General features: G+C 69.3%; 25 protein-coding genes, 2 tRNA genes and 1 pseudogene. 12 read left to right on the plus strand and 16 right to left on the minus strand.

What is annotated here, in order from left to right:
• Positions 1–36 precede the first annotated feature (36 nt).
• Positions 37–1,809 (plus strand): Stk1 family PASTA domain-containing Ser/Thr kinase, encoded by a 1,773-nt coding sequence (gene pknB / locus ACGGZK_RS03680; protein ID WP_395244918.1) that lies wholly within the window; start codon positions 37–39, stop codon positions 1,807–1,809.
• Between the two features lie 61 nt (positions 1,810–1,870).
• On the opposite strand, the gene ACGGZK_RS03685 is transcribed toward pknB, so the two are convergent.
• The 3 genes from ACGGZK_RS03685 to ACGGZK_RS03695 are packed head-to-tail and all read right to left on the minus strand — an operon-like array spanning position 1,871 to position 3,464.
• Positions 1,871–2,521 (minus strand): anthranilate synthase component II, encoded by a 651-nt coding sequence (locus ACGGZK_RS03685; RefSeq protein ID WP_395244919.1) that lies wholly within the window; start codon positions 2,519–2,521, stop codon positions 1,871–1,873.
• The gene (locus tag ACGGZK_RS03690; RefSeq protein WP_395244920.1) at positions 2,518–2,676 is read right to left on the minus strand and encodes a hypothetical protein; all 159 of its coding nucleotides are present in this window, start codon (positions 2,674–2,676) and stop codon (positions 2,518–2,520) included. The genes ACGGZK_RS03685 and ACGGZK_RS03690 overlap by 4 nt, the downstream gene beginning before the upstream one ends.
• Positions 2,676–3,464: a class E sortase gene (locus ACGGZK_RS03695; RefSeq protein ID WP_395244921.1), complete on the minus strand. Its 789-nt coding sequence runs from the start codon at positions 3,462–3,464 to the stop codon at positions 2,676–2,678. Before ACGGZK_RS03695 ends, ACGGZK_RS03690 begins: the two co-directional genes overlap by 1 nt.
• A 72-nt stretch (positions 3,465–3,536) precedes the next feature.
• Here ACGGZK_RS03695 and ACGGZK_RS03700 point away from each other — a divergent pair, with 72 nt between their 5' ends.
• Positions 3,537–3,779 carry a cell division protein CrgA gene (locus ACGGZK_RS03700; protein ID WP_395244922.1) on the plus strand — a complete coding sequence of 81 codons (243 nt, stop codon included), beginning with the start codon at positions 3,537–3,539 and terminating at the stop codon, positions 3,777–3,779.
• 260 nt (positions 3,780–4,039) lie between these two features.
• On the opposite strand, the gene ACGGZK_RS03705 is transcribed toward ACGGZK_RS03700, so the two are convergent.
• Positions 4,040–4,900 (minus strand): rhomboid family intramembrane serine protease, encoded by an 861-nt coding sequence (locus ACGGZK_RS03705; protein WP_395244923.1) that lies wholly within the window; start codon positions 4,898–4,900, stop codon positions 4,040–4,042.
• An 8-nt stretch (positions 4,901–4,908) separates the two neighbouring features.
• On the minus strand, positions 4,909–5,448 hold the full coding sequence (locus tag ACGGZK_RS03710; protein ID WP_395244924.1) for a peptidylprolyl isomerase: 540 nt from the start codon (positions 5,446–5,448) through the stop codon (positions 4,909–4,911).
• A 120-nt stretch (positions 5,449–5,568) separates the two neighbouring features.
• Between ACGGZK_RS03710 and ACGGZK_RS03715 the strand changes: the two genes are divergently transcribed.
• Together ACGGZK_RS03715 and ACGGZK_RS03720 are read left to right on the plus strand one after the other, a co-directional pair.
• A complete protein-coding gene (locus ACGGZK_RS03715) occupies positions 5,569–6,093 on the plus strand; it encodes a hypothetical protein (protein ID WP_395244925.1) in 525 nt (174 codons plus the stop codon).
• Between the two features lie 567 nt (positions 6,094–6,660).
• Complete coding sequence (locus tag ACGGZK_RS03720; RefSeq protein WP_395244926.1) at positions 6,661–6,891, plus strand: hypothetical protein; 231 nt, start codon at positions 6,661–6,663, stop codon at positions 6,889–6,891.
• Positions 6,892–6,985: 94 nt separating this feature from the next.
• Here ACGGZK_RS03720 and ACGGZK_RS03725 read toward each other — a convergent pair whose 3' ends face one another.
• The 10 genes from ACGGZK_RS03725 to dnaA all read right to left on the minus strand — a co-directional run bounded on the left by ACGGZK_RS03725 (position 6,986) and on the right by dnaA (position 17,905).
• On the minus strand, positions 6,986–7,435 hold the full coding sequence (locus ACGGZK_RS03725; protein WP_395244927.1) for an NUDIX hydrolase: 450 nt from the start codon (positions 7,433–7,435) through the stop codon (positions 6,986–6,988).
• Positions 7,436–7,540: 105 nt separating this feature from the next.
• Positions 7,541–7,613: transfer RNA gene (locus ACGGZK_RS03730), tRNA-Ala, on the minus strand.
• Between the two features lie 53 nt (positions 7,614–7,666).
• Positions 7,667–7,743: transfer RNA gene (locus tag ACGGZK_RS03735), tRNA-Ile, on the minus strand.
• A 77-nt stretch (positions 7,744–7,820) separates the two neighbouring features.
• Complete coding sequence (locus ACGGZK_RS03740; RefSeq protein WP_395244928.1) at positions 7,821–8,225, minus strand: DUF3566 domain-containing protein; 405 nt, start codon at positions 8,223–8,225, stop codon at positions 7,821–7,823.
• Positions 8,226–8,230: 5 nt separating this feature from the next.
• Positions 8,231–10,840 (minus strand): DNA gyrase subunit A, encoded by a 2,610-nt coding sequence (gene gyrA / locus ACGGZK_RS03745; protein WP_395244929.1) that lies wholly within the window; start codon positions 10,838–10,840, stop codon positions 8,231–8,233.
• Between the two features lie 65 nt (positions 10,841–10,905).
• Entirely contained in the window at positions 10,906–12,921 is a 2,016-nt protein-coding gene (gyrB, locus tag ACGGZK_RS03750; protein ID WP_395244930.1) for a DNA topoisomerase (ATP-hydrolyzing) subunit B, read from the minus strand.
• 123 nt (positions 12,922–13,044) lie between these two features.
• Positions 13,045–13,512, minus strand: a complete 468-nt coding sequence (locus tag ACGGZK_RS03755) for a DUF721 domain-containing protein (protein WP_395244931.1) — start codon at positions 13,510–13,512, stop codon at positions 13,045–13,047.
• Positions 13,505–14,719 carry a DNA replication/repair protein RecF gene (gene recF / locus ACGGZK_RS03760; RefSeq protein WP_395244932.1) on the minus strand — a complete coding sequence of 405 codons (1,215 nt, stop codon included), beginning with the start codon at positions 14,717–14,719 and terminating at the stop codon, positions 13,505–13,507. Before recF ends, ACGGZK_RS03755 begins: the two co-directional genes overlap by 8 nt.
• Positions 14,720–14,779: 60 nt before the next feature.
• Positions 14,780–15,925, minus strand: coding sequence for a DNA polymerase III subunit beta (gene dnaN, locus ACGGZK_RS03765; protein ID WP_395244933.1), 1,146 nt, complete (start codon positions 15,923–15,925; stop codon positions 14,780–14,782).
• 510 nt (positions 15,926–16,435) lie between these two features.
• Positions 16,436–17,905: a chromosomal replication initiator protein DnaA gene (gene dnaA / locus ACGGZK_RS03770; RefSeq protein ID WP_395244934.1), complete on the minus strand. Its 1,470-nt coding sequence runs from the start codon at positions 17,903–17,905 to the stop codon at positions 16,436–16,438.
• Positions 17,906–18,338: 433 nt separating this feature from the next.
• Between dnaA and rpmH the strand changes: the two genes are divergently transcribed.
• From rpmH to ACGGZK_RS03810, 8 genes and pseudogenes are all read left to right on the plus strand, one after another.
• Positions 18,339–18,476 carry a 50S ribosomal protein L34 gene (gene rpmH, locus ACGGZK_RS03775; protein ID WP_021010601.1) on the plus strand — a complete coding sequence of 46 codons (138 nt, stop codon included), beginning with the start codon at positions 18,339–18,341 and terminating at the stop codon, positions 18,474–18,476.
• Positions 18,477–18,483: 7 nt separating this feature from the next.
• Positions 18,484–18,867 (plus strand): ribonuclease P protein component, encoded by a 384-nt coding sequence (rnpA, locus tag ACGGZK_RS03780; protein ID WP_395246032.1) that lies wholly within the window; start codon positions 18,484–18,486, stop codon positions 18,865–18,867.
• Positions 18,860–19,150 (plus strand): annotated as a pseudogene (gene yidD, locus ACGGZK_RS03785) (membrane protein insertion efficiency factor YidD); the annotation flags it as partial. The gene rnpA and the pseudogene yidD, both read left to right, overlap by 8 nt.
• Positions 19,151–19,257: 107 nt before the next feature.
• A complete protein-coding gene (gene yidC, locus ACGGZK_RS03790) occupies positions 19,258–20,226 on the plus strand; it encodes a membrane protein insertase YidC (protein ID WP_395244935.1) in 969 nt (322 codons plus the stop codon).
• 3 nt (positions 20,227–20,229) lie between these two features.
• Positions 20,230–20,727 carry a protein jag gene (locus tag ACGGZK_RS03795; protein WP_395244936.1) on the plus strand — a complete coding sequence of 166 codons (498 nt, stop codon included), beginning with the start codon at positions 20,230–20,232 and terminating at the stop codon, positions 20,725–20,727.
• Between the two features lie 62 nt (positions 20,728–20,789).
• The gene (gene rsmG / locus ACGGZK_RS03800) at positions 20,790–21,425 is read left to right on the plus strand and encodes a 16S rRNA (guanine(527)-N(7))-methyltransferase RsmG (RefSeq protein WP_395244937.1); all 636 of its coding nucleotides are present in this window, start codon (positions 20,790–20,792) and stop codon (positions 21,423–21,425) included.
• Positions 21,426–23,115: 1,690 nt separating this feature from the next.
• Positions 23,116–24,006: a ParA family protein gene (locus tag ACGGZK_RS03805; RefSeq protein ID WP_395246033.1), complete on the plus strand. Its 891-nt coding sequence runs from the start codon at positions 23,116–23,118 to the stop codon at positions 24,004–24,006.
• A complete protein-coding gene (locus tag ACGGZK_RS03810) occupies positions 24,006–24,986 on the plus strand; it encodes a ParB/RepB/Spo0J family partition protein (protein WP_395244938.1) in 981 nt (326 codons plus the stop codon). Before ACGGZK_RS03805 ends, ACGGZK_RS03810 begins: the two co-directional genes overlap by 1 nt.
• Before the next feature lie 112 nt (positions 24,987–25,098).
• Here ACGGZK_RS03810 and ACGGZK_RS03815 read toward each other — a convergent pair whose 3' ends face one another.
• A complete protein-coding gene (locus ACGGZK_RS03815; protein ID WP_395244939.1) occupies positions 25,099–26,112 on the minus strand; it encodes an ATP-grasp domain-containing protein in 1,014 nt (337 codons plus the stop codon).
• Between the last annotated feature and the right edge of the window lie 29 nt (positions 26,113–26,141).

Genomic DNA, 26,141 nt, shown 5'->3' on the forward strand with positions numbered 1-26,141 from the left:
CCGAACACCCCTGCGCCCCGAGAGGAGCCGACCCACGTGACCGATGAAGGACGCCTGCTCGCGGGCAGATACCGCATTGGCGAACTCATCGGGCGCGGCGGCATGTCGGACGTCCACGTCGGCACCGACACCCGGCTCGGCCGCCAGGTCGCGGTCAAGCTACTGAAGCCGCAGCTGGCCACCGACCCGGCGTTCCGCATGCGGTTCCGCCAGGAAGCGCAGTCGGCGGCGCGCATGGCGCACCCGACGATCGTGCGGGTGTTCGACGCGGGCGAGGAGACGGTGCTCGACGCCTCGGGCCACGAGGTGCAGCTGCCCTTCATCATCATGGAGTACGTCGAGGGGCGACTCCTGAAGGACATCATCCACGACGGCCCGCTCGACCCGGCCGCCGCCGTACGCGTCATCGACGGCGTGCTGACCGCGCTCGAGTACTCGCACCGTGCGGGCGTCGTGCACCGCGACATCAAGCCGGGCAACATCATGATCACCACCACCGGCCAGGTGAAGGTGATGGACTTCGGCATCGCGCGCGCGGTGTCCGACTCGGCCACGACGGTCGCGCAGACGACCGCGATCCTCGGCACCGCCGCGTACTTCTCGCCCGAGCAGGCGAAGGGCGAGACCGTCGATGCGCGCACCGACGTCTACTCGACCGGCGTGGTGCTCTTCGAGATGCTCACCGGTCGGCCGCCCTTCCGCGGCGACACCCCGGTCGCGGTCGCGTACCAGCACGTCAGCGAGAAGCCGGTCAAGCCGAGCGTGATCAACCCGCGCGTCTCGCCGGCGCTCGACACGGTCGTGATGCGCGCGCTCGTGAAGGACCGCGACGGCCGGTACCAGTCGGCGGCGGAGTTCCGCGCCGACGTCGACATCGCCGCGAGCGGTCGCGTGCCGGTCCACCGCGAGCCGGATGCCGCGACCCAGCTCTTCGGCGCGACGCCGACGGGGTCCCTGTCGACCACCGAGCTCGCGCTCCGGCAGCTCACCGAGGACGAGACGGCCGTGCGCACGCAGCGCCGCCCGCCGGCGGTGTGGATCTGGGCGGGCATCGTCGTCGTGGTCGTCATCGTGGTGGCGGTCATGTACTGGGCCTTCAACCTCCAGCCCACGACCGAACTGCCCTCGAACGCGCACAAGGTGCCCGACGTGGCGAGCCTCACCTGGGAGGACGCGTCGGCGCAGCTCCAGGAGGAGACCCTGGTGCCGAAGCGGGTCGACGAGGTGAACGACACGGTCGCGGCGGGCCAGGTGATCCGCACCGATCCGCCGGCCGCGGAGATCGTCGAGACTGGCACCGAGGTCACCGTGTACGTGTCCTCGGGCGCCGCCGCCGTGACGGTACCCGACACGACGAACATGACCCTGGAGCAGGCGAAGGCCGCGATCTCGGGCGCCGGGCTGGTGCCGGGCGTCGAGAACCGCGAGGGCTCGCCCACGGTTCCGGCCGACACCGTGCTCGCCACGACGCCGGCCGCAGGCACCTCGGTGCAGGCCGGCTCGGCCGTCGACTTCCGGCTCTCGAACGGCAAGGTGACCCTGCCCGACCTCACCGGCCAGACGCTGGCCGCGGCATCCGACTACCTGCGCTCGGCCTCGCTGCAGCTCAACCCGATCCCGGCGCCCGACGCGTCGTGCCCGGCGGCGGAGGGGTCGCCCGTGGTCAAGCAGTCGCTACCCCCGGGTGACGTGCCGCAGGGTTCGGATGTCACGCTCACGTACTGCGCGGGCGGGTCGGGCGGCACCGGCGGCGGCACGAACCGCGGCGGGTCGAGCGACAACGGCAAGCCGGAGACGCCCGACCACTGAGTCCGGCGCGCGGGTCGACCGCCGACCCGACGCGGACTCGGCTCTGCTCGAGCAGCCCGGCTCAGCGTCCCGTCGCGGTCGCCCGCACCAGTGGGTTCAGCCCGACCGCGCGATCCTTCGCCTCGGGCAGGCCGGCGACGGCGAGCCAGTTGCCGAGCATGCGGTAGCCGCCCTCGGTGAGCACCGACTCGGGATGGAACTGCACGCCGTAGATGGGCGCGGTGCGATGGCGAAGCCCCATGATCACGCCGCCCTCCGTCCGGCTGGTCACGACGAGTGAGTCGGGTACGGTGCCGTCGACGACGGCGAGCGAGTGGTAGCGGGTGGCCGTGAACGGGTGGGGCACGCCGTCGTAGAAGGCGCTGTCGTCGTGCTCGATGCTCGACGTCTTGCCGTGCATGAGCTCCTCGGCGTTCGTCACGACGGCGCCGAACGCCTCGGCGATCGCCTGGTGCCCGAGGCACACGCCCAGCAGGGGTGTGCCGCTCGCGAGCGCGGCCTCGACGACGGGGATGGAGACGCCGGCGTCGGCGGGCTTGCCGGGCCCGGGCGACACGAGCACCCCGTCGAACCCGGCGATGCGGTCGGCGGCTTCGGATGCCTCGAACGCGTCGTTGCGGAGCACCTCGGTCTCCGCGCCGAGTTCCTGCAGGTAGCCGTTCAGCGTGTAGACGAAGCTGTCGTAGTTGTCGATGACGAGGATGCGGGTCATTGGTCCACCGTGACGTTGATCGGGTTGAGGACGGAGTCGACCCAGGGGAAGACCCACGTGAAGAGGGCGTAGACCACCGCGGTGGCCAGGACGAGCAGCAGGATGACCCGCACCCACCAGGGGCCGGGCAGCACACGCCAGAGCGCTCCGTACATCAGGCTCCCCACTTCGCGACGGCGTCGGCGATCTCGGCGGGCGGATTGTCGGCGCCGGGCTGCCACGACTCGAGCACGCCGTAGGCGATGATGCGCTCGGCGGTGGAGTACAGCGGGTTGCAGCTGGTCAGGGTGACCAGGCGGTCGGTCGGCGGGAGGTCGGGGTGGTGCGGGACGGGTGCGAGCACGTCGACGGTCGACGGGGTGACGTACTCGAAGTCGCGGAACCGGTAGGTGTACCAGCCGTCCTTCGTCTGGATGTAGATGGCGTCGCCGAGCTGCAGCTGCTCGATCTCGTGCATGCCGCCGCCGTAGGCGCTGCGGTGCGACGCGATGGCGAAGTTGCCGACCGCGCCGGGCATCGCGGTGCCGGGATAGTGGCCGACGCCCTGCTGGTAGCTGTTGAGCACGTCGAGGCCGATGCCCTCGGCCACGGTGCGCTGGGAGTCCTCACCGAAGCGCGGCACGTACATCACGGCGAACGACTCGGCGTTGCCGTAGGTCGTCGGGTCCACGACTGGCTCCCCGGGCTCCGCGGGGGCGGGCACGGGCTCGCCGCCGCGATCCGCGCGCTGCTGCGCGCTCCACTCCTGGCTGAGCTCGGATGCCGCCTCGGACTGCTGTCCGGCCATGATCGCGTCGTTCCACCAGAGCTGCCATCCGAGGAACAGGAGGATGAGCACGCCCGCGGTGAGGAGCAGTTCGCCGAAGACGCCGACGACCGAGACCCGGTGTCGCTTCGGCGTGCCGACGCGGGCATCCGCTTGCTCATCGGGCGTCAGGGACATATCGGCGATTCTAGCCGTGGGCGCGGTGGCCTCGGCTGGGAGTCCGGGCTTCGCTCGGCTAGAATTCCCCGCATGGCACGCACCAAATCCTCCAAGCCCGCGCGCGCGGAGCAGCAGACCTCGGGCGAAGAGGCCCCGAACCCGGTCTGGTTCAAGCCGGTGATGTTCGGCTTCATGCTCCTCGGTCTCGCCTGGATCATCGTCTTCTATGTGAGCCAGGGCACCTTGCCGATCGCAAGCCTGGGTTCCTGGAACATCCTCATCGGCTTCGGCATCGCCTTCGTCGGCTTCCTGATGACGACCCGGTGGCGCTGAGCGCGGACTGAACCTGCGAAGGGGCGGATGCTTCGGCATCCGCCCCTTCGTCGTGCCCGCGCAGGGTTCGCGTCCCGCTTCGCGGGAGCGCTCGCATCGGCGATCCACCGCACTTTCCCCAGATGTGGAAAACCTTGTGGAAAGTGTGCACAGTGTGTGGAAATCGCGGAAGCCCGCCGTTTCCGGGCCCCGAAGCAATCACACCGGTGTAATTCTCCCCACCTTGTGGAGAACGCTGTGCAGAATCGCGGCGCCGACGGTCAGGAGGCGAGCGGGAAGAACACGTACCGGAACGCGAGCAGCAGCAGCACGAGGGTGAGCCCGATCAGCAGGCCCACCTGCAGGCCGAGTTGGTTCCGCTTCCGCGTCTCCACGTAGATCAGGCCCACGAGCGCGCCCGCGACGAGGCCGCCCAGGTGCGCCTGCCAGGCGATGTTCCACCCCGGGACGAACCCGATCGCGAGGTTGATCGCCAGCAGCACGAACAACTGCGTGGTCTGCCCGCCGAGCCGGCGCTGGATCACCAGGAACGCACCCATCAGGCCGAAGATCGCGCCGGAGGCGCCGACGACCGAGGTGTTCGGGTCCGCCAGCCATACGACGCCGACCGAGCCGCCCAGTCCGGCGATCAGGTAGAGCGCGAGGAACCGGCCCCGGCCGAGCAGGCCCTCGAGCAGTTGCCCGAAGATCCACAGCGTGTACATGTTGAGCAGCACGTGGAAGATCAGCCCGGTGGAGTGCACGAACACCGACGTGATGAGCCGCCACGGCTGCATCGCCACGTCACTGACCGCGAGCGGCGTGAAGTAGAGCCAGTCCGTCACACCCAGGCCGGGGATGAGCTGCAGCACGTACACCGCCAGCGTGATGCCGATGAGGGTATACGTCACGACGGGAGCGCCCCGACTGCCGGCCGACCGCATCCGGGTCAGCACCGCGGGCTTCGTGCGCGGCGCGGAGGCGCGCTGCTCGCGCATGCATTCGGGGCAGATGACCCCGACCGCCCCCGGCGTCTGGCACTCGCCGCAGATCGTGCGGCCGCATCGCTGGCACAGCACGAAGCTCTGCCGGTCGGGATGCCGGTAGCAGAAGTTCGCGCGATCGGCGCCGGGGTCGGTCACGCGCCGGGTCAGACCGGCTCGACCGAGATGCTCTCGATCACGACGTCGGCGAGCGGCTTGTCGCGGCCGTCGGTCGGGACCGTCGCGAGCTTGTCGACGATGGCCCGGCTCTCGGCGTCGGTCACCTTGCCGAAGATGGAGTGCTTGCCCTGCAGCCACGTGGTGGGCGCAACGGTGATGAAGAACTGCGAGCCGTTCGTGCCGCGGCCGAACTGGATGCCGGCGTTCGCCATGGCGAGCACGTAGGGCTCGGTGAAGTCGAGCTCCGGGTTGATCTCGTCGTCGAACTGGTAGCCCGGGCCGCCGACGCCCTGGCCGAGCGGGTCGCCGCCCTGGATCATGAAGCCGGGGATGATGCGGTGGAAGATGACGCCGTCGTACAGCGGCTTCGTCGACTTCTCGCCGGTCGCCGGGTGGGTCCACTCGATCTCACCCGTGGCGAGTCCGACGAAGTTCCGCACCGTCTTGGGGGCGTGGTGCCCGTAGAGGTCGACCTTGATCGGTCCGAGGTTGGTGTTGAGGGTCGCGATCGCAGTGGGATTCGGCATTGCAATATTCTCTCACGACACGATTCGTCAACCACCATGCCCGAATCGGTACTCCCACCTCGCGTCCAGCCGCTTCGGTGGCAAGATGGAGGAGTTCGCTGACCGATGGTGGAGGTCGACATGAGCCTGACTCGCAAGCGCAAGAAGGAACTCCGGAAGCTGCGCAGCAGCGCCGAGGAGTTGTGGGGGAACCAGCAGACGGTGCTCGAGCACGCGAATTACGTGGCCCGGGAGGCGAGCCGTCAGCTCGGCCACCTGACTCGCGAGGAGTTCGTCCCGCGTGCGCGTGCCGGCTACGAGTCGTACGTCCGTCCGGGCGTCGACCAGGCGCGCGACTTCGCGCGTGCCGCAGGGTCGAGCGCCGAGCGGGGCCTGGGCAATGCCCTCGGCTCCGTGCTCGCGATCGGCGACATCGCCAACGACGCCCGGGTGCGCCGGGCCGTCGAGCGCGTCTCGCCGCGCGCGGTCGCGGTGGTCGAGAAGAAGAAGGGCGGCCCCGGGTTCGGGGTCGTGCTCCTCGTCGGTGCCGCCGTCGCCGTGGCGGCGGGCGTCGGGTACGCCGTGTGGCAGACCTTCCGCGCCGACGACGAACTGTGGGTGGCCGACGACGAGCCGGCTCCCGCCCCCTCCACGCCGGAGGCCTGAGCAAGACCCCGCGCGACCGGTACGCCCGGTCCGCAGACGAGTGCGCCGCCGAGTCAGGGACAGCCCTGATTCCGGCGGCGTTTCTCGATGAATCCCTCCGATTCGCTTGTGCACGCGACGAATTCCGCGCTAGTGTCAACACTCGGTTCGACCGATACGAAATGAGAGGAGCTGAGTCCGATGAATCACATGATGATCGATATCAAGATGCCGGGCTTCGCCCTCATCGCGGCTGCGGACCTCTCCGTCGCCGCTCGGCAGGCCTGCTGAGTCCCGTCCGTTCCCGCGCCGTCGTCGGCGCCTGAACGTCTGACCCGGACCTCACCGCCCCGACCGGAGTTCCCGCGGCTTCGCTGCGCTCCGATCCTCCGACGCCACCGCGCGCCCGTCCGCTGACGCGGACCCCACCGCCCGTCGTCGTTCCCGCCGGACCATCGCCACGCCCGTCGACGTCGTCGACGCGCGCGCACGGTTCCGGCCGAGTCATCCCGCCAGCTCATCGCACCGTCGCGCGGCGGCACCGTCACGCGACCACCCCTCGAAGAAGAAGGAACCACCGTGAACGCCATGTCCACCACCCTCGACGCCACCACGGGTCGATCCGTCGTGCGGGCGCGAGCCCGCCGAATGCACGAACGCCTCGCCGCGCGCGCCGGGCTCGCCCTGCTCGCGTGGAGCCGGCCGAAGGCCGCGCTCTCGCACGAGGAGGTCGCACACCGCCGCCACCTCGAGCAGCAGGCTGTCCTGCTGCACGCCATCACCTATGCGGGCACCGCTGTCCACCGGCACGTCGCCTGACGATCATGCGCACCGCAGGGAGGCCGAACGCGAACGGCCCCGCCCGTTTCGGGCGGGGCCGTTCCCCGCTTCCCGCCCAGCCCACGCGCGGCGCTCAGCGCCGCTTGGGCTCCGGCACCCCATCCGCAGGCTCCGCCTCGTCGAGCCCGAGCCCGATGTCGACCAGGCTCACCCGCTTGAGGTTCGGCACCTCCGAGAGCGGGAACCACCGCGCGTCGTCGCTGGAGCCGCCCACCTCGCTCCGCAGTTCGCCGCCGACGACGCTCGCCCGGTAGACGACACGCATCGCGTACAGGGGCACCTTCCCGGTGTGACGCCGCGCCGCCGGGATGACCATGGTGTCGATCCCGAGCTGGCGGTCGACGGATGCCTCGTAGCCGGTCTCCTCGCGCACCTCGCGCCGCACCGCCTCGATCGGATGCTCCGCCCCCTCGATGCCCCCGCCGGGCAGCGTCCACCCGGACCGGCCGTGCTCGTTCCAGTGCGAGAGCAGGATCTGCCCGTCGCGGATGATCACGGCGTACGCGGCGATGCGGATGTCCATCCGCACACCATACCGCCGAGGCATCCGCTCGCCCGCCGCACCGATCACAGCCTGGAACGACGAAACGCGCCCGCCTGAGAGGCGGACGCGTCGTGTTCAGTGCTGTGGAGCCTAGGAGATTCGAACTCCTGACATCCTGCTTGCAAAGCAGGCGCTCTACCAACTGAGCTAAGGCCCCGGAGGATGCAGTGCATCCGGGTGGTGTGGAGTTGTCGTTGCCGTTCCCGGCAGTGGTGGGGATACGAGGACTTGAACCTCGGACCTCTTCGTTATCAGCGAAGCGCTCTAACCGCCTGAGCTATATCCCCGGAATTTCGGCCGTTGGAAAGCCTACCCGACGATTCGTGAAAGTCCGAATCGAGGGCGGCGAACGCCGGCCGCGGCCTCAGTTATTGGTGAAGCCGACGAGCACGCCGCCCGTGATCTTGACGCTCAGGTTGTACAGGACGGCGATGATCGCGCCCAGCACCGTGGTCACCACGAGGTTGATCAGCGAGCCGACGATGGCGAAGCCCATGACGTTGCCGAGCGAGAGGATCGACGTGAGGTCGGTGCCGGAGCCGGCCACGTCCTGCACGATGTCGTTGACCTTCTCGAAGATGCCGGTCGAGTTGAGCACCGTGTACACGAGGAACGTGGCGACCAGGTTGATGACCGCGAGGCACACGGCGACCAGGAACGACAGCTTCACGGCCGACCAGAAGTCGATGTAGACGAGCCGGAGCCGTACCTGCTTCGCCGGGGGTCGGCGGGTCGACTTGCGGGCCAGCTTGTCGGCGACGCTGCTCATGGCGTTTACTCCTTCTCCGCGGGTTCGGCCGCTTCGGGCTCGGCCGCCTCAGGGTCGGCGGCTTCGTCGTCGAGGTTCCGTTCGGAGTTCTTCGCGATCGCGAGGATCCGGTCGTCTCCGGCGAACTTCGCGAACACGACGCCCATCGTGTCGCGTCCCTTCGCCGGGACCTCGGCGACGTCAGAGCGTACCACCTTGCCACTGGCAAGAACCACAAGGACCTCGTCGCCCTGTGAGACGATCAGCGCGCCCGCGAGGGTGCCGCGTTCGTCGTTCAACTTCGCGACCTTGATGCCCAGGCCGCCGCGCTGCTGCTTGCGGTAGTCCTCGATCCGGGTGCGCTTCGCGTACCCGCCCTCGGTCACCACGAACACGTACGCGTCGGTCGCGCTCAGCTTCTGGCCGGCCTCGTCGGTCGGGCCATCCGCGTCCACCTCGTCGGAGGACGGGACGACGGATGCCTCCAGCAGCGAGTCGTCGCCGCGGAACGACATGCCCTTCACGCCCGACGTGGCGCGCCCCATCGGACGCAGCGCCTCGTCGGTCGCGCCGAAGCGCAGCGACATGCCCTTGCGGGACACGAGCAGGATCTCGTCGTCGTCGTTCGCGAGCATCGCCGAGACGAGCTCGTCGCCCTCGCGGAGGTTGATCGCGATGACGCCGCGCGAGCGGTTCGTGTCGTAGGCGGTGAGTTCCGTCTTCTTCACGAGGCCGTCGCGGGTCGCGAGCACCAGGTAGTCGGCCACCTCGTAGTCGCGGATGTCGAGGATCTCGGCGATCTGCTCGTCGGGCTGCATCTCGAGCAGGTTCGCGACGTGCTGGCCCTTCGCGTCGCGACCGGCCTCCTGGATCTCGTACGCCTTCGTGCGGTACACCCGGCCCTGGTCGGTGAAGAAGAGGAGCCAGTGGTGGGTCGTGGTCACGAAGAAGTGCTCGACGACGTCGTCGGCGCGCAGCTGCGCGCCCTTCACGCCCTTGCCGCCACGGTGCTGCGACCGGTAGTTGTCGCTCCGGGTGCGCTTCACGTAGCCGCCGCGGGTGACCGTGACGACCATCTCCTCCTCCGGGATGAGGTCCTCGATGGACATGTCGCCGTCGAAGCCGGGGAGGATGTGCGTGCGCCGCTCGTCGCCGTACTTGGCGACGATCTCGCGGAGCTCGTCGGAGATGATGGATCGCTGGCGGGCCTCGTCGGCGAGGATCGCCTGGTAGTCGGCGATCTCGCGCTCGAGCTCGGCGAGGCGGTCGAGGATCTTCTGCCGCTCGAGCGCCGCCAGGCGTCGGAGCTGCATCGTGAGGATCGCGTCGGCCTGCAGGGTGTCGACGTCGAGCAATTCGATCAGGCCCGCGCGCGCGTCGTCGACGGTGGCGGACCGCCGGATGAGCGCGATGACCTCGTCGAGCGCGTCGAGGGCCTTGGCGTAGCCGCGCTGGATGTGCGCGTCCGCCTCGGCCTTCCGGAGGCGGTACTCGGTGCGGCGGACGATGACCTCGATCTGGTGGTCCACCCAGTGCGAGATGAAGCCGTCGATCGAGAGGGTGCGGGGCACGCCGTCGACGATCGCGAGCATGTTCGCGCCGAAGTTCTCCTGCAGCTGCGTGTGCTTGTACAGGTTGTTCAGCACGACCTTCGCGACCGCGTCGCGCTTCAGCACGATCACGAGTCGCTGGCCGGTGCGCGCCGACGACTCGTCGCGGATGTCGGCGATGCCCGAGACCTTGCCGTCCTTGACGAGCTCGGCGATCTTGATCGCGAGGTTGTCGGGGTTGACCTGGTAGGGCAGCTCGGTCACGACGAGCGAGGTGCGTCCCTGGATCTCCTCGACGTTGACGACGGCACGCATCGTGATCGAGCCGCGACCCGTGCGGTACGCGTCGTGGATGCCCTTGACGCCCAGGATCTGCGCGCCGGTCGGGAAATCCGGGCCCTTGATGCGCTGGATCAGCGCCTCCTGCAGCTCCTCGTGCGAGGCATCCGGGTGCTCGAGCGCCCAGAGGGCGCCCTCCGACACCTCGCGGATGTTGTGCGGCGGGATGTTCGTCGCCATGCCGACGGCGATGCCGACCGAGCCGTTGACGAGCAGGTTCGGGAACCGGGCCGGCAGGACCGTCGGCTCCTGCGTACGGCCGTCGTAGTTGTCCTGGAAGTCGACGGTGTCTTCCTCGATGTCGCGCACCATCTCCATGGCGAGCGGCGACATCTTGGTCTCGGTGTACCGGTGGGCGGCCGCGCCGTCGTTGCCGGGAGAGCCGAAGTTGCCCTGGCCGAGGGCCAGCGGGTAGCGCAGCGCCCACGGCTGCACGAGGCGGACGAGCGCGTCGTACACCGACGAGTCGCCGTGCGGGTGGAACTGGCCCATGACGTCGCCGATGACGCGGGTGCACTTCGAGAACGCGCGGTCGGGGCGGTAGCCGCCGTCGAACATCGTGTAGATCACGCGGCGGTGCACGGGCTTCAGGCCGTCACGCACGTCGGGCAGCGCTCGACCGATGATCACGCTCATCGCGTAGTCGAGGTAGGAGCGCTGCATCTCCAGGTTCAGGTCGACCTGGTCGATCCGTCCGTGGATGCCGGGGCCCTCGTCGAGGGGATCGGGGATGTTCTCGTCAGTCATGTTCTCTCATCGTCGTCTGCCCGAGCGGTGACCGAGGCGCGCCGCCGGAGCGGCGCGCGTCGCGATCAGATGTCGAGGAAGCGCACGTCCTTCGCGTTCTTCTGGATGAACGAGCGCCGGCTCTCCACGTCGTCGCCCATGAGGGTCGAGAAGATCTCGTCGGCCGCGGCCGCGTCCTCCATGGTCACCTGGAGCAGCGTGCGGGTCTCCGGGTTCATCGTGGTGTCCCAGAGCTCCTCCGGGTTCATCTCGCCGAGACCCTTGTAGCGCTGGACGCCGTTCTCCTTCTGGAGGCGCTTGCCGCCGGCCTGACCGGCCTCGAGCAGCGCGTCGCGCTCGCGGTCGGAGTACACGTACTCGTGCTCGGCGTTCGTCCACTTGAGGCGGTAGAGCGGCGGCTGCGCGAGGTACACGTAGCCCATCTCGATCAGCGGCCGCATGTATCGGAACAGCAGCGTGAGCAGCAGCGTCGTGATGTGCTGGCCGTCGACGTCGGCGTCGGCCATGAGCACGATCTTGTGGTACCTGGCCTTCTCGGCGTTGAAGTCCTCGCCGATGCCGGTGCCGAACGCGGTGATCATCGCCTGGATCTCCGCATTGGCGAGGGCCCGGTCGAGGCGGGCGCGCTCGACGTTCAGGATCTTGCCGCGCAGCGGCAGGATGGCCTGCGTCTCGGGGTTGCGGCCCTGGACGGCGGAGCCGCCGGCCGAGTCGCCCTCGACGAGGAACACCTCGCTGCGCCACGGGTCGCGGCTCGAGCAGTCCTTGAGCTTGCCGGGCATGCCGCCGCCCTCGAGGAGGCCCTTGCGCCGGGTCGCCTCGCGCGCCTTCCGCGCCGCGATCCGCGCGGTCGCGGCCTGCAACGCCTTGCGGATGATCTCGCGGGCCTGCGCGGGGTTCCGGTCGAACCAGTCGCTGAGCTGGTCGCCAGTGACGCGCTGCACGAACGACTTCGCCTCGGTGTTGCCGAGCTTGGTCTTCGTCTGGCCCTCGAACTGCGGTTCGCCGAGCTTCACCGAGATGACGGCGGTGAGGCCCTCGCGCACGTCGTCGCCGGAGAGGTTGTCGTCCTTCTCCTTGAGGATGCCCTTCTCGCGTGCGTACCGGTTCACGAGCGTGGTCAGCGCCGCGCGGAAGCCCTCCTCGTGGGTGCCGCCCTCGTGCGTGTTGATCGTGTTCGCGTACGTGTGCACGCTCTCGTTGTACGCCGTGGTCCACTGCATGGCGACCTCGAGGGCGATCTTCCGCTCGGTGTCCTCCGACTCGAACGAGATGACCTCCTCGTTGACGAGGTCGGCCTTCTTCGACCGGTTGAGGTACTCCACGTAGTCGACGAGGCCGCGCTCGTAGAGGAAGGTGTCGGTGCGGGGGCCCTCGACCTGGGCGTCGGCGTCGCTGTCGACGTCGGCAGGGTCGGCAGGGTCGTCGGCGTGCCGCAGGTCGGTGAGCGTGATGCGCAGCCCCTTGTTGAGGAATGCGTACTGCTGGAACCGGCTCCGAAGGGTCTCGTAGTCGAACTCGACCGTCTCGAAGATCACCGGGCTCGGCCAGAAGGTGGTCGTGGTGCCGGTCTTGTCGCTCGCCTCGTCCTTCGAGAGCGGCGCCTCGGGCACGCCCACGTTGAACGCCTGCCGCCACACGTGGCCCTGGCGCTGCACCTCGACCTCGAGCCGGGTCGACAACGCGTTCACCACCGACGAACCGACGCCGTGCAGGCCACCGGACACGGCGTAGCCGCCGCCGCCGAACTTGCCGCCGGCGTGCAGCACGGTGAGCACGACCTCGACGGTCGACCGGCCCTCGGTCGGGTGGATGTCGACCGGGATGCCTCGCCCGTCGTCGATGACGCGGATGCCGCCGTCGGCGAGGATCGTCACGTCGATGTTCGTCGCGTAGCCGGCGAGGGCCTCGTCGACGGAGTTGTCGACGATCTCGTAGACGAGGTGGTGGAGGCCGCGTGGACCGGTGGAGCCGATGTACATGCCGGGCCGCTTGCGGACCGCTTCGAGGCCCTCGAGTACCTGGATCGCGTCGGCGCCGTATTCGGGCGCGCCCTGGGCCTTCGTCGGTTCCGCTGTCATGGGTGAATCGGACTCCAAACCGTCGTTCTAGCGACGCTCAACCCTATCAAATCGAGCCCCGCGAACCGGCCGGGAACGCCGATCTGACGGCATCCGGACACCTGTTCGAAGGTTTTTGCCGTCTCAGCCGTAGGTATCGCGTGGACCGCGCCCTGGAACCGATCTGGGACCCCATTTCCAGGTGGGGGCGTCCGGCCCCTGGAAGCGGATGGTCTCGACCCCCGCCTCCGGGTAGCGTTCCGTGATCCGCGTGACGAGGTCGGCGCGCATCAGCCGGAGCTGCGTCGCCCAGGCCGTCGACTCGCACCGCACCTGGAGCACGCCGCCCTCGATGCCGATCGGCTCGGTGTGCTTGGCGGTCTCGTCGCCGGCGACGTCGACCCAGCTCGCGAGGAGGTCGTGCTGCGCGAGCGGCGCGCTCCAGCCGAACTGGCTGCTCAGCTGGTCGATCGCGTCGCCGAGCGACTTCGGGTCGCGGCCGGGCGTGAACGGTTCGCTGCCGATGACCACCTTCGGCGTGCGCCGCGGCCGCGGGCGGTCGTCGCCGAAGATCTCGCGGAAGTGCTGGTAGAGCCGGGCGGCCTCAGACATGGGCGCCCCCCTCTGCAGCGGATGCCTCGAGCGAGAGGGTCTCGGCCGGGGCATCCGCCTCGAGCACCTGGCCCGCGCTGATGCGGACGATGCGCGCCTGGAGCGGCTCCGGCACGTCCTCCAGCACTGCGGCGGTGACGAGCACCTGCTCGTAGCCGCCGATCGCGGCGGCCAGGCGGTCGCGCCGCTGCCGGTCGAGCTCCGCGAACACGTCGTCGAGGATGAGCACCGGGTCGCCCGTGGCGGAGTCGCGGCGGAGCAGCTCGGCCGAGGCGAGCCGCAGCGAGAGGGCGAACGACCACGACTCGCCGTGGCTCGCGTAGCCCTTCGCGGGCAGTCCGTTCAGCAGGAGCAGCACGTCGTCGCGGTGCGGACCCGCGAGGGTGACTCCGCGCTCGAGCTCCTTCGGCCGGAGGCGGGCGAGGGCCTCGGCGAAGCGCTCGGCTGTGCTGCCCGAGGCGACCGCGTCACCGGCGACGTCGACCTCGTCCACCTCTTCTGGGTCGAGGCCGTCGATCGAGAGCACCGGGCGGAGTGCCGGCGAGTGGTCGGCGTCGACGATGGCGCCGTAGGCGGCCGCGAGCGGGGCACCGAGGTCGTTGATCAGGGCGAGGCGGCGGTCGATGAGTTCGGCGCCGAGCTCGACGAGCCGTTCGTCCCAGATGTCGAGGGTCGGCAGGGCGGAGGCCGCGAGCCCGCGGGCCCGGGCGCTCTTCAGGAGCGTGTTCCGCTGGCGGAGCACCCGGTCGTAGTCGCTCATCACGCCCGACAGACGCGGCGACTGCTGGACGAGCAGTTCGTCGAGCAGTCGACGACGCACCGATGGCTCGCCGCGCACGATCGCGAGGTCCTCCGGCGCGAAGAGGACGGAGTGCGCCACCCTCGGCAGGTCGCGCGGCTTCGCCGGCGCCCGGTTGACCTGCGCGCGATTCGCGCCCTGCCGGTTCAGCTGCAGCTCGGCGAGCACCTCGCGGTCACCGTGCGCCAGCAGCGCCCGGATGATCGCGGCGTCGGCACCGGCGCGGATGAGCGCCTGGTCGCTCGACACCCGATGCGACCCGAGGGTCGCGAGGTAGCCGATCGACTCGACGAGGTTGGTCTTGCCCTGGCCGTTGCGACCGACGAGCACGGTCGCGCCGGGCGTCAGGTCGAGCTCGGCACGCGCGTAGTTGCGGTAGTCCGTGAGCGAGAGCCTGGCGACGTGCATGCTGGGCTCCCTTCTCGAACGGACCCGACCAAACTACCCGCGCCCGCCGACGTCGGCGCCTCAGCGCAGCAGCAGGTTCGGCTGCAGCAGGTAGCGGTAGCTGTCGGCGCCGGCCTGCTCGCGCGAGGTCTGGCTGGTGATGAGCACCGGGCCCGGCTTGTTCGGGTTCTCGGTCTTGGTGAACGAGATGCGCACGAACTCGCTCGGCACCGCGCTCAACCCGTCGAGCAGGAACTGCGGCTTGAGCGAGACGACCGTGTCGTCGCCGGTGAGGATGGCGTCGATGGTCTCGGAGGCCTGCGCCTGCTCGCTGCCGATCGCCTCGAGCGTGAGGCCGTCGGCGCTGAAGCTGTACCGGAGGGCCGCCTCGCGCTCGAGCACGAGCGACACGCGGCGAGTCGCCTCGATGAGCTCGGCGGTGTTCAGGACGGCGTAGTTCTCGACCGTGTCGGGGAACAGGCGGCGCACGGGCGGGAAGTTGCCCTTGATGAGCAGGCTCGTGACGGTCTTCTTCTCGGCGCTGAACGCGATCAGCTCGCGGTCGTCGCGGCTGGTGATCGAGACGGAGATGTTGCCGGAGTGCCCGAAGGTCTTGCCGACCTCCTGCAGCGTGCGTGCGGGGACGAGGGCGGTGAGCTCCTCGCCGCCGACGGACCCGCCGTCCCACTCGATCTCGCGGATCGCGACCCGGTACCGGTCGGTGGCGACCAGGCCGAGGGTGTTCTCGCGGACCTCGAGCTGCACGCCGGTGATGACCGGGGTGACGTCGTCGCGCGAGGCCGCGACCGCGACCTGGGCGACGGCCGAGGCGAACTCGCTCGCCGGGACGAGCCCGGACTCATCGCCGATCTCGGGGATCGACGGGTATTCCTCGACCGGCATCGACAGGAGGGTGAAGCTCGCGGAGCCGCAGGTGACCGAGATGCGGGAGTCCTCCGTCGCGATGCGGACGGGCGCGTTCGGCAGCCGGCCGGCGATCTCGGCGAGAAGGCGCCCGGACACGAGCACCGTACCCGGCTCCTCGACATCGGCCTGGATCTCGGTGCGGCTCGAGACCTCGTAGTCGAACGACGAGAGGACCAGGCCGTCATCGCCGGCCTGGATGAGGACGCCGGAGAGGATCGGCAGGGTCGTGCGCTGGGGCAGCAGCTTGACGGCGAAGGAGACGGCCTCACTGAAGACGTCGCGATTGACCTGGAACTTCACGGTTCTCCCGTCGTGGAGGTGCTGGGTGGATCCCATGCTATCGGCACGGCTCAGCGCGGGAACGGGCGGTTCCGGCGGTTCCGCGAGGTTTCGGATGCTCCGCTCGGGGGTTCGGCGGCGCCCTCGGCGGGCGCGCTCCACGAGGTTGTCGAGCGCCCTCTTGAATCAACTCTTTCTCTTAACGGTGTTAACCGTTGTGGAAACTGTGGATGGTGTACGGCGATCCGCGTGATGACTGGCATCCCGGCCCGTTTGAGCTGTGCACGGCGTGTGGAAATGGGGCGAGCGCTCGTGAGCGGCGGCCTTCGGCGCGATGGCGTTCTCCACATGCCCGCGAGCCGTCTCAACAGCCGTGGGGCGGTTGCTCGTTAACAATCCACAGACTTTCCACATCTGTGGGGAACGGGCCGCAGGCGGCCGCTGAGCGGTCGTTCGAACCGGATCCGGGCACGGCGAAGCATCCGATCGCGGTCCCGGAAGTACGCCTCGGCGAGGTCGGCCGCCGGCGGATCAGCGGTAGCGAGAGGTCTGCTTGATGCGCGCGGTCAGCTCGGTGACCTGGTTGTAGATCGAACGGCGCTCCTTCATGAGCTCCGAGATCTTCTTGTTCGCGTACATCACGGTCGTGTGGTCGCGGTTGCCGAAGAGCTGGCCGATCTTCGGCAGCGACAGGCTGGTCAGCTCGCGGCAGAGGTACATCGCGATCTGCCGGGCCGTCGCGACGGCCTGCGAGCGGCTCGAGCCGTAGAGGTCGTCGACGGTGAGCTTGAAGTAGTCCGCCGTGGCGGTGATGATGTCGACCGGCGCCACGACGTTGTCCGTGTCATCCGTGATGAGGTCCTTCAGGACCGTCTGCACGAGCGGCATGTCGACCGGCGTGCGGTTGAGGCTCGCGAACGCGGTCACGCGGATGAGCGTGCCCTCGAGCTCGCGGATGTTGCTCGAGACCTTCGAGGCCATGTACTCGAGGATGTCGTCGGGCACCTGGAGCTGCTCCGACTGCGCCTTCTTGCGGAGGATCGCGATGCGGGTCTCGAGGTCGGGTGCCTGCACGTCGGTGATCAGGCCCCACTCGAAGCGGCTGCGCATGCGGTCCTCGAAGCCGGTCAGGTGCTTCGGCGGCACGTCGCTCGTGATCACGACCTGCTTGTTGTGGTCGTGCAGGGTGTTGAAGGTGTGGAAGAACGCCTCCTGCGTCTCCGCCTTGCCCTGCAGGAACTGGATGTCGTCGATCAGCAGGATGTCGATGTTGCGGTACCGCTGCTGGAAGAGCGAGCCGCGGTTGTTCGCGATCGAGTTGATGAAGTCGTTGGTGAACTCCTCGGAGCTCACGTACCTGACGCGGATGCCCGGATAGAGGCTCATCGCGTAGTGGCCGATGGCGTGCAGGAGGTGCGTCTTGCCGAGGCCCGAGTCGCCGTAGATGAAGAGCGGGTTGTAGGCCTTCGCCGGCGCCTCGGCGACCGCGACGGCCGCCGCGTGCGCGAAGCGGTTGGACTGCCCGATGACGAAGCTCTCGAAGGCGTACTTCGGGTTCAGGCGGGAGTCGCGCGGCCGGTCGCCGCCGGATGCCTCGAACACCGCCTGCGGGGCGCCGGCGTACTCGAGCGAATCGGTCGGATCCTCGACGCCGCGGACGCCGAGCCCGCCGATCGGGCCGGCCGCGTCGGTGGGTCGGATGCCGGCGCCCGGCTCGGGCGCCCGGGGCTCCTCGAGCTCGGGGTTCACCACGACGTAGAAGGAGGTCACCGGCGACTGCGCCTCGATCGCGCCCATCGCCTGGAGGAGCGGGACCCGCATGCGCTGGTTCAGCATGCTCGCGGTGAAGTCGTTCGGCACCTCGAGGTAGAACGTGCCCGCCGCGATGCCCTTCGGCTCGACGAGGTTGAGGAAGCCCTGCAGCATCGGGGTGATGGTGTCGTCCTCGGTCAGACGTACGAGGACCGTCGCCCAGGTCTCGCTGATGGGCTGTTCCGTCATGGTTCCCCGCATTCGTTCGGCACCGGTGTCACCGCTCGTCGTCCCCCGAACGACGCGCACGGGGAGAGGTGAATCTGTTCACAGTGTTATCCACCCCCTGTGGGCGAAATCGGGGGAAACGGGCGCGAGGCCCGTGATTCCGCGATCGAGGCTGGGGATAACTTGGTGTCACACGCTAGCGAATCGCATCGGTCACGACAAATGCCGCGGCGGTGATCTGCGACGCGCGGCGTGTCGATCCACAGCGGCGATACAGGTGAGCGGGATACTGTCGGGTTCGGAGTGCGCGAACCGCAGGTGCGGTCGGTTTGACCGCGCGCCCTTCAGGCCGTAGTTTTAATCAGTTGACCGCCGCCCGTCAGGGCCTGAGTTTTTCCCGCCGGGGCACCTGTGACGCCCTGGTCGCGGAGATCCGACACCGCCGGAGTAGAGAATGAGCAAGCGTACCTTCCAGCCCAACAACCGTCGTCGTGCCAAGAAGCACGGCTTCCGCCTGCGCATGCGCACGCGTGCGGGTCGCGCGATCCTGGCGGCTCGTCGCCGCAAGGGGCGCACCGAGCTCTCCGCGTAACCAGTCGGTGCTTGCCAAAGCCAACCGCCTCACGACCGCCGACGACTATCGTTCCGTCGTTCGTCGTGGGGTGAAGGTCGCCGGTGCCCACACGGTGAGCTATCTCCGCTCACGTGAGGTGGGTGCCGACGCGCGCTTCGGCTTCATCGTCTCCAAGAAGGTCGGCACGGCCGTCCGGCGCAACCTCGTTCGCCGCCGGCTCAAGGCCGCCTGCTCCGACCTCGTCCGCGAGGGCATCACCGGCGTCGACCTCGTCGTCCGGGCACTGCCCTCGGCGTCCGAGGCCGAGTGGGCTGCGCTCCGCGCCGAAGTCGTCCGAGCCGCGAGTGACCGTCGGGTCACCCGCGGCTCGCGCGTATCCGACGCAGCACCCGGCGGCCACCATGCGTGACCTCGTCGAGTTCCTCCTGCTGCTGCCGCGCAACGCCGGCGTCCTGCTGATCCGCGCCTACCGTGCCGTCATCTCCCCGCTCTACGGGGACGTCTGCCGGTACTACCCGTCATGCTCGGCCTACGGCCTCGGTTCCGTGCAGCAGCGCGGCTTGGTCGTCGGGTCGGCGCTCACGCTCTGGCGGATCCTCCGCTGCAACCCGTGGAGCCCCGGCGGCATCGACGACGTCCGAGTGGCACGTCACGATCGCCACCGGATCACGCCGTTCGGCTGGGTCGTCCCGGCCGCGTGGGCCGGACCGGCGGACGCCACTCCGACCTCCCCGCACGTGCACTCGCACGAGGCATCCGAGCTCTCCCCGAACCGTCCCGAAAGGCCTGACCGCTTCACATGGACCTCATCAGCATCATCCTCTGGCCCATCAAGTGGGTCATCGAGCTGATCCTCGTCGCCTTCCACTCGCTGTGGACGGCGATCGGCATGGATCCCGACGGCGGCATCACCTGGGTGCTCTCGATCGTCGGCCTCGTCATCGTCGTGCGGGCCGCGCTCATCCCGATCTTCGTCCGCCAGATCAAGAGCCAGCGCCGCATGCTCGAGGTGGCGCCGCAGCTCAAGAAGATCCAGGACAAGTACAAGGGCAAGAAGGACCAGTTCTCGCGCGAGGCGATGTCGCGCGAGACGATGGAGCTCTACAAGCGCACGGGCACCAACCCGCTGTCGTCGTGCCTCCCGCTGCTGCTCCAGATGCCGATCTTCTTCGGCCTGTTCTCGGTGCTCAACGACGCGCAGCACGACAAGGCCGGCGTCGGCGTCTTCACGCAGGACCTCGCGAACTCGTTCGCCAACGCCGAGTTCCTCGGCGCCCCGCTGAAGGCCACGTTCATCGGCGAGTGGAACCTCATGACGGCCGGCCAGCCGTTCAGCATCAACGTGATGATCATCGCGATCACGATGATCATCCTGATGACCGCGTCGCAGTTCATCACCCAGCTGCAGATCGTCTCGAAGAACATGTCGCCGGAGACCAAGGCGAGCCCGATGTTCCGCCAGCAGCGTGTGCTCCTCTACCTGCTCCCGCTGGTGTTCGCCTTCTCGGGCGTGGCCTTCCCGCTCGGCGTGATGTTCTACTGGCTCGTCTCGAACTTCTGGACCATGGGCCAGCAGTTCCTCGTCATCCGCAACATGCCGACCCCGGGCAGCGAGGCCGCCAAGGCCCGCGAGGCGCGGCTCGCGAAGAAGGGCAAGCTGGTCGTCGAGGACCCGTCGCACCCGCAGGTCGAGCAGGCGAAGCCCACCACCACCCAGCGCCAGCAGCCGATCGGCAAGGCGCGCGCGAAGAAGCAGAACGGGAAGTAGTCCATGACCGACGTGCAGCAGGACACCGCCGACCGCTCCCTCACCCAACTCGAGGAAGAGGGCGACATCGCGGCGGACTACATCGAGGAACTCCTCGACATCTGCGACCTCGACGGTGACATCGACATCGATGCGCGCAACGGGCGCGCATACCTCTCGGTGAACGCCGGCGACGCCGCCAACCTGTCGGTGCTCTCGAAGCCGGAGACGGTGTCGGCGCTCCAGGAGCTCACGCGCCTGGCCGTCCAGACGAAGACGGGCGCGTTCTCGCGCCTGATCCTCGACATCGGCGGATCGCGCGATGCGCGTCGCGACGAGCTGGCGCGACTGGTGTCGCGATCGGTCGAGCGGATCGAGGCCGGCGCCACGGAGGCGGCGCTCCCCCCGATGTCGTCGTACGAGCGCAAGCTCGTGCACGACCTCGTCGCCGAGCGCGGCTTCCACTCCGAGTCGCGGGGTGAGGGCGCTGAGCGTCACACCGTGATCACCCGCGTCGGCTGAGCGCCGCCGCTCCCCGACCCGACGCGACCGATACCCGGCAACCCGACGTTCCACGTGAAGCGATGACCGACCGACTCAACCTCGAACCCGAGCCCGCAGCCGCCGCGACCCTGTTCGGGGAGCACCTCGAGCGGGGCCGTGCCTTCGCCGACGCCCTCGCCGATCGCGGGGAAGAACTCGGGCTGATCGGCCCCCTCGAACTCCCTCGGCTCTGGACGAGGCACATCCTCAACTCGGCGCTCGTGGCTCCGCTGCTCCGCCCGGGTCGCGTCGGCGATGTCGGGTCGGGTGCAGGTCTGCCGGGCCTGGTGCTCGCCATCATGCGACCGGACGTGTCGTTCGTGCTCATCGAACCGATGGAGCGTCGGGTCGCCTGGTTGAACGACCAGGTCGACGCCCTCGGCCTGGCGAACGTCGAGGTCGTGCGGGCTCGGGCCGAGGAGGCGAAGCTCGTCGGGCAACTCGACCAGGTGACGGCTCGCGCCGTCAGCGCGCTGCGCACGCTCATCCCCATCACCGCTCCCCTGCTCCGTCCGGGTGGTGAGCTCGTGCTCCTCAAGGGGGCCGGGGTGGACGGTGAGATCGGTTCTGCCGAGAAGGTGTTCCGGAAGTACAAGGTGCATGACCCCGAGGTGATCGTGCTCGGCGAAGGCGTCGTCGCTGAGACCACGCGGGTCTTCCGCGCGACGGTCGGCTGATCGATTCGCCATAGGCCGCAGCGGCCCCGCACTGATGAGTGCGGGGCCGCTTTCGTTCGTGACCGTTTCACGTGAAACATCCGCCGCTCGGCTCAGCCATGTGGTTCGGATGCCGGCTGCGTTTCACGTGAAACATCCCGGTCCAGGTGGTGTCAGAACCCCGTTTTCGCGACGTGAGGGTCGGAGGCGGCGGTTAGGCTTGGGTGTCAGGTCTCGTCCTCGGATGTGTCTGGCGAGAGGTTTCACGACTCGGGCGGGAGAGTACGGAATGGCGCAGGGCGGGGGTCGGGGCTGGTTCCAACGGAAGAAGTCCAAGCCCGTCGAACCCTCGCCAGCGCAGGTGGATGCCGAACGCCGCGACGCGAGCGAGCTCGCGAGCGAGGCAGGTGGTCTGGCATCGAACGTGCCCGCCCCGCGACCAGAGAGCCTCTCCCCCGACATGGACCTCCGTCCGCCTCCCGGCGCTACCGACCTGAGCACACGCACGTCACCCCCGTCGTCGGACGGGCCGTTCGACCGGCCGCGCGCCGAGGCGACCCCGTGGGCTGGTACCCCAGGCGGCGTTGATGGTCATGCCGTCGCCGAGGTCTCCCAGCCGAGTGATTCGTCGCCAACGGCGCCCGCACCTCCGTCGTCGCCGGCCGGGATGACCGAATCGCGCCCCGCGCCGAACGATTGGGCCCGGCCCTCGCCACCCATCGCCGGTGCACCGACCGGTCCTGCGCCGACCAGCCCGACCCCGGCTATCGACTGGGATGCGGCCACGGCCGCCGCGCTCAACGACGAAGCATCCGATCGACCCGCGGCGGCACCTGCCGAGCATGCCGGATGGGCGCCCGAGGGTACCGCCACGGCCGACCGCCTGCTCGAGGACATCATCCGGGAGATCGTCGGTGATGCGGCCGCCGATACGGTGTCTGCGCTGCATCAGCCGCGACCGACCGAGGACGCACCGTCGAACGCGACCACGCTTCGTGGCGCCGGGTCCGGGGGTCGTGAAATCGGCGCGACCTCGCGTGAGGAGGCGGGAGCCGCCGCCCTGCAGGGAACTGCGGATGAGCACCTGGATCAAGCCGGCTCGTCGATGACGGACCAGTCCCAGTCCGCCCCGAGCGGAGCTGCCGCAGAACCGCAACCGCAACCGGAACCGGATCCGGCGCCGGCTGCGGCCGCGTCTCCGACGGTTGCCGCCTCGGCTGCGCCGAGGCCGTCCGCGACAGAGCAGCCTGAAGCGGCATCGGCGTCCATCGCGCCCGCGCCCAGGGAGTTCGCTCGATCGACCGAGTCTGCGGGCACGGTCGATCACCCCGCGTTCGACGCTCCCGCCCCGGTCTTCGATGCCGCCGCTGGCGCGGCAGCCCTCACGCCGCCCCCACGCGAGGACGCTGTCGAGTCCGACGCCTCGGTGCCGCCGGCTGAGCAGCCGGCGTCCGATCGTTCACGCTCCCCCGTCGCGACCGATGCCGAACTTCACGCGGTCGTCGACGGCCGATACGACGAACGTCGCTCCCTCGGACCCGCCGCCGTGCCCGACGCGGGACCCAGCACATCGGCCGTCTCAGCGACGACCTCGCCGACCGCTCCCGTGAACCCCCGATCCCCCGCGCCCATCGAGACACGAACGACGGCGCCAGCCGCGGATGCGCGGGCAGCCGCCCTCACCCCCGATGTTTCACGTGAAACATCCCCGATCTACGGAGGAACCCCCCTGGCCGATCAGCTTGCCGAAGAGACACGTCGGCGCGTGGCGCTCGAGGAGGCGGTACTCCCCCTCCCGGCGTCGACCCGCATCCTCACCATCTCGAACCAGAAGGGCGGCGTCGGCAAGACGACCACGGCCGTCAACCTGGCCGCCGCGCTCGCGCGCTCAGGTGCCCGGGTGCTGGTCATCGACCTCGACCCCCAGGGCAACGCCTCCACGGCGCTGGGCGTCGACCACCGCAGCGAGCAGCAGAGCGTGTACGAGGTGCTCGTCGCCGACCTACCGCTCTCGGAGGTCATCCGGCCGTCCACCGAGCATCCGTTGCTCGACTGCGTGCCCGCCACGATCCACCTCGCGGGCGCCGAGATCGAGCTGGTCTCCCTGGTCGCGCGTGAGCAGCGGCTGCGGCGAGCACTCGATCGGCACCTCGACTCGATGGCTGAGCCATACCATTACGTCTTCATCGACTGCCCGCCGTCGCTCGGCCTGCTCACGATCAACGCGTTCGTCGCCGCGCGCGAGGTGCTGATCCCGATCCAGTGCGAGTACTACGCGCTGGAAGGACTCTCGCAGCTCCTCAGCAACATCGACCTCATCGAGAAGCACCTGAACCCCTCGCTCCGACTCTCGACGATCCTGCTCACGATGTACGACTCGCGCACGAACCTCGCGCAGCAGGTCGCCCAGGAGGTGCGCGAGCACTTCCCCTCGCAGACGTTGGGCACGATCATCCCCCGCTCCGTCAGGGTCTCCGAGGCTCCGAGCTACGGGCAGAGCGTCATCACCTACGACTTCGCATCGAGCGGGTCGCTGTCGTATCGTGAGGCGGCCGCCGAGATCGCTCGCCGCGGCGCCCCCGAGGTCAAGGAGGTCCGCTGATGGCGGCGAAGCGCACTGGATTGGGTCGCGGCATCGGTGCCCTGATCCCGACCACGGAGGATGCCGCGAGCAAGGCGACCCGACCGGTCGATGTCTTCTTCCCCGGCGGAGACCGGCCGGAGGCAGCCGTTGCCGTGGTCGAGCAGGCGGCGGGCCCTGAGACGCTCGTCGCAGTGCCCGGAGCCCGTCTCGCGCGCTTGAATCCGCACGACATCGTGCCGAACGCCCAGCAGCCGCGCACGAACTTCGACGCCGACGACCTCGAAGAGCTCGTCCACAGCGTCCGCGAGTTCGGCGTGCTCCAGCCGATCGTCGTCCGTCCCCACCCCGACGAGGCGGGCAAGTACGAGCTCGTCATGGGTGAGCGCCGCCTGCGGGCCACGAAGGCCGCGGGCCTCGAGACGATCCCCGCGGTCGTCAAGGACACCGCCAACGAGGACATGCTGCGCGACGCGCTCCTCGAGAACCTGCACCGCTCGCAGCTCAACCCGCTGGAGGAGGCATCCGCCTACCAGCAACTGCTCGCCGACTTCGGGATCACCCAGGAAGCACTGGCTGAGCGCATCGGCCGGTCGCGCCCGCAGATCTCGAACACCATCCGCCTGCTGAAGCTCCCCGAGCCCGTGCAGCTGCGGGTGGCGGCGGGCGTGTTGAGCGCCGGCCACGCGCGGGCGATCCTGATGATGCCCGACGTCGAGTCGATGCAGCGCCTCGCTGACAAGATCGTCAACGAGGACCTCTCGGTCCGTGCGGCCGAGGCGATCGCCGCCGGCACGCCGAAGCCCGTCAAGGCGAAGCCCGCCCCAGGCAAGCGGCAGGAGTTCCTCGAGGACCTCGCAGGGCGTCTCGGCGACCGCCTCAACACCCGGGTGAAGATCTCGTTGGGTGCCAGGAAGGGCCAGATCAACATCGATTTCGCGACGGTTCAGGACCTCCGGAGGATCCTCACCGACCTGGGCGAGGAACTCGAGGGTCTGTAGGCCGCCGCACATCGCCTCCTGACGACGCGAAACGACTCGAAAGCGCGCGTCAGCACAGATCGAAAACGGCCGGGAGCATCCGCTCCCCGGCCGTTTCACGTGAAACGCGACGTCAGCCTCGCGCGGCCGCCTGCCGGATCAGCGCGTCGTAGACCTGGGCCGCATCGGCGCCCGACGCCTCGATGGCGAGCGGCGCCAGCGAGGTCTCGGTGAGGCCGGGCAGCACGTTCACCTCGAGGAACCACGGCGTTCCGGCCTCGTCGACGATGAAGTCGACGCGGGAGAGGTCGCGGAGCCCGAGTGTCCGATGCGCGAGCACCGCGGCCTCGGCTGCGGCGGCGGCGTGCTCGGCCGAGAGTCGTGACGGCGCGTAGAACGTGGTCTCCCCCGCGTTGTAGCGCGCCTGGAAGCTGTACACGCCGTCGGTCGGCTCGATCTCCACCGCCGGCAGCGCGACGGGTCCGTCGCCCGTGTCGAGCACGGTGATCGCGATCTCGGTACCGAAGACGCGACGCTCGATCACCGCGATGTCGTCGTACGTGAAGGCATGCACCATCGCGCGCGGCAGCTCGTCGGGAGCGTCGACGATGGTGACACCCTGCGCCGATCCGCCCGAGGCGGGCTTGACCACCAGGTCGCCCTCGATCGCGCGGCGGATGACCCGCAGCACGCTCGCGGCCCCGAGCTCGCGGAACGACTCCTGCGACAGCACGACCGACTCGGGCACCGACAAGCCGACGTCCCGAACCAGGGACGTGGCGATCGGCTTGGACCAGGCTCGCCGTGCGGCTGCGCCGGTCGACCCGACCGTCGGTACGCCGAGCGCGGCGAGCAGGTCGAGCAGCGAGCCATCCTCGCCGCTCGACCCGTGCAGCGCCGGGAAGACGACCGCCGGCTTGGTGTCGGCGAGGAACGGCAGCAGCCCGGCGTCCGGGTCGCGGAGCTCGACGCGGTGTCCGCCGGCCATCAGGGCATCGGCGACGCGACGCCCCGACCGGAGCGAGACATCCCGCTCGTGGGAGATGCCGCCGGCGAGGACGACGACGTCGAGTGCGCCGGCCGCAGCCGGAGCGGCGTCGGCCGAGGCGGCTGCGCGATCCTCGGAAACAGTCTCGGAATCAGTCATGATCGGGGATTTCTCCAGTCTTCGGAACG

Origin of the sequence: Agromyces sp. MMS24-K17, assembly GCF_043950245.1 — a bacterium.
Classification (GTDB): Bacteria; Actinomycetota; Actinomycetes; order Actinomycetales; family Microbacteriaceae; genus Agromyces.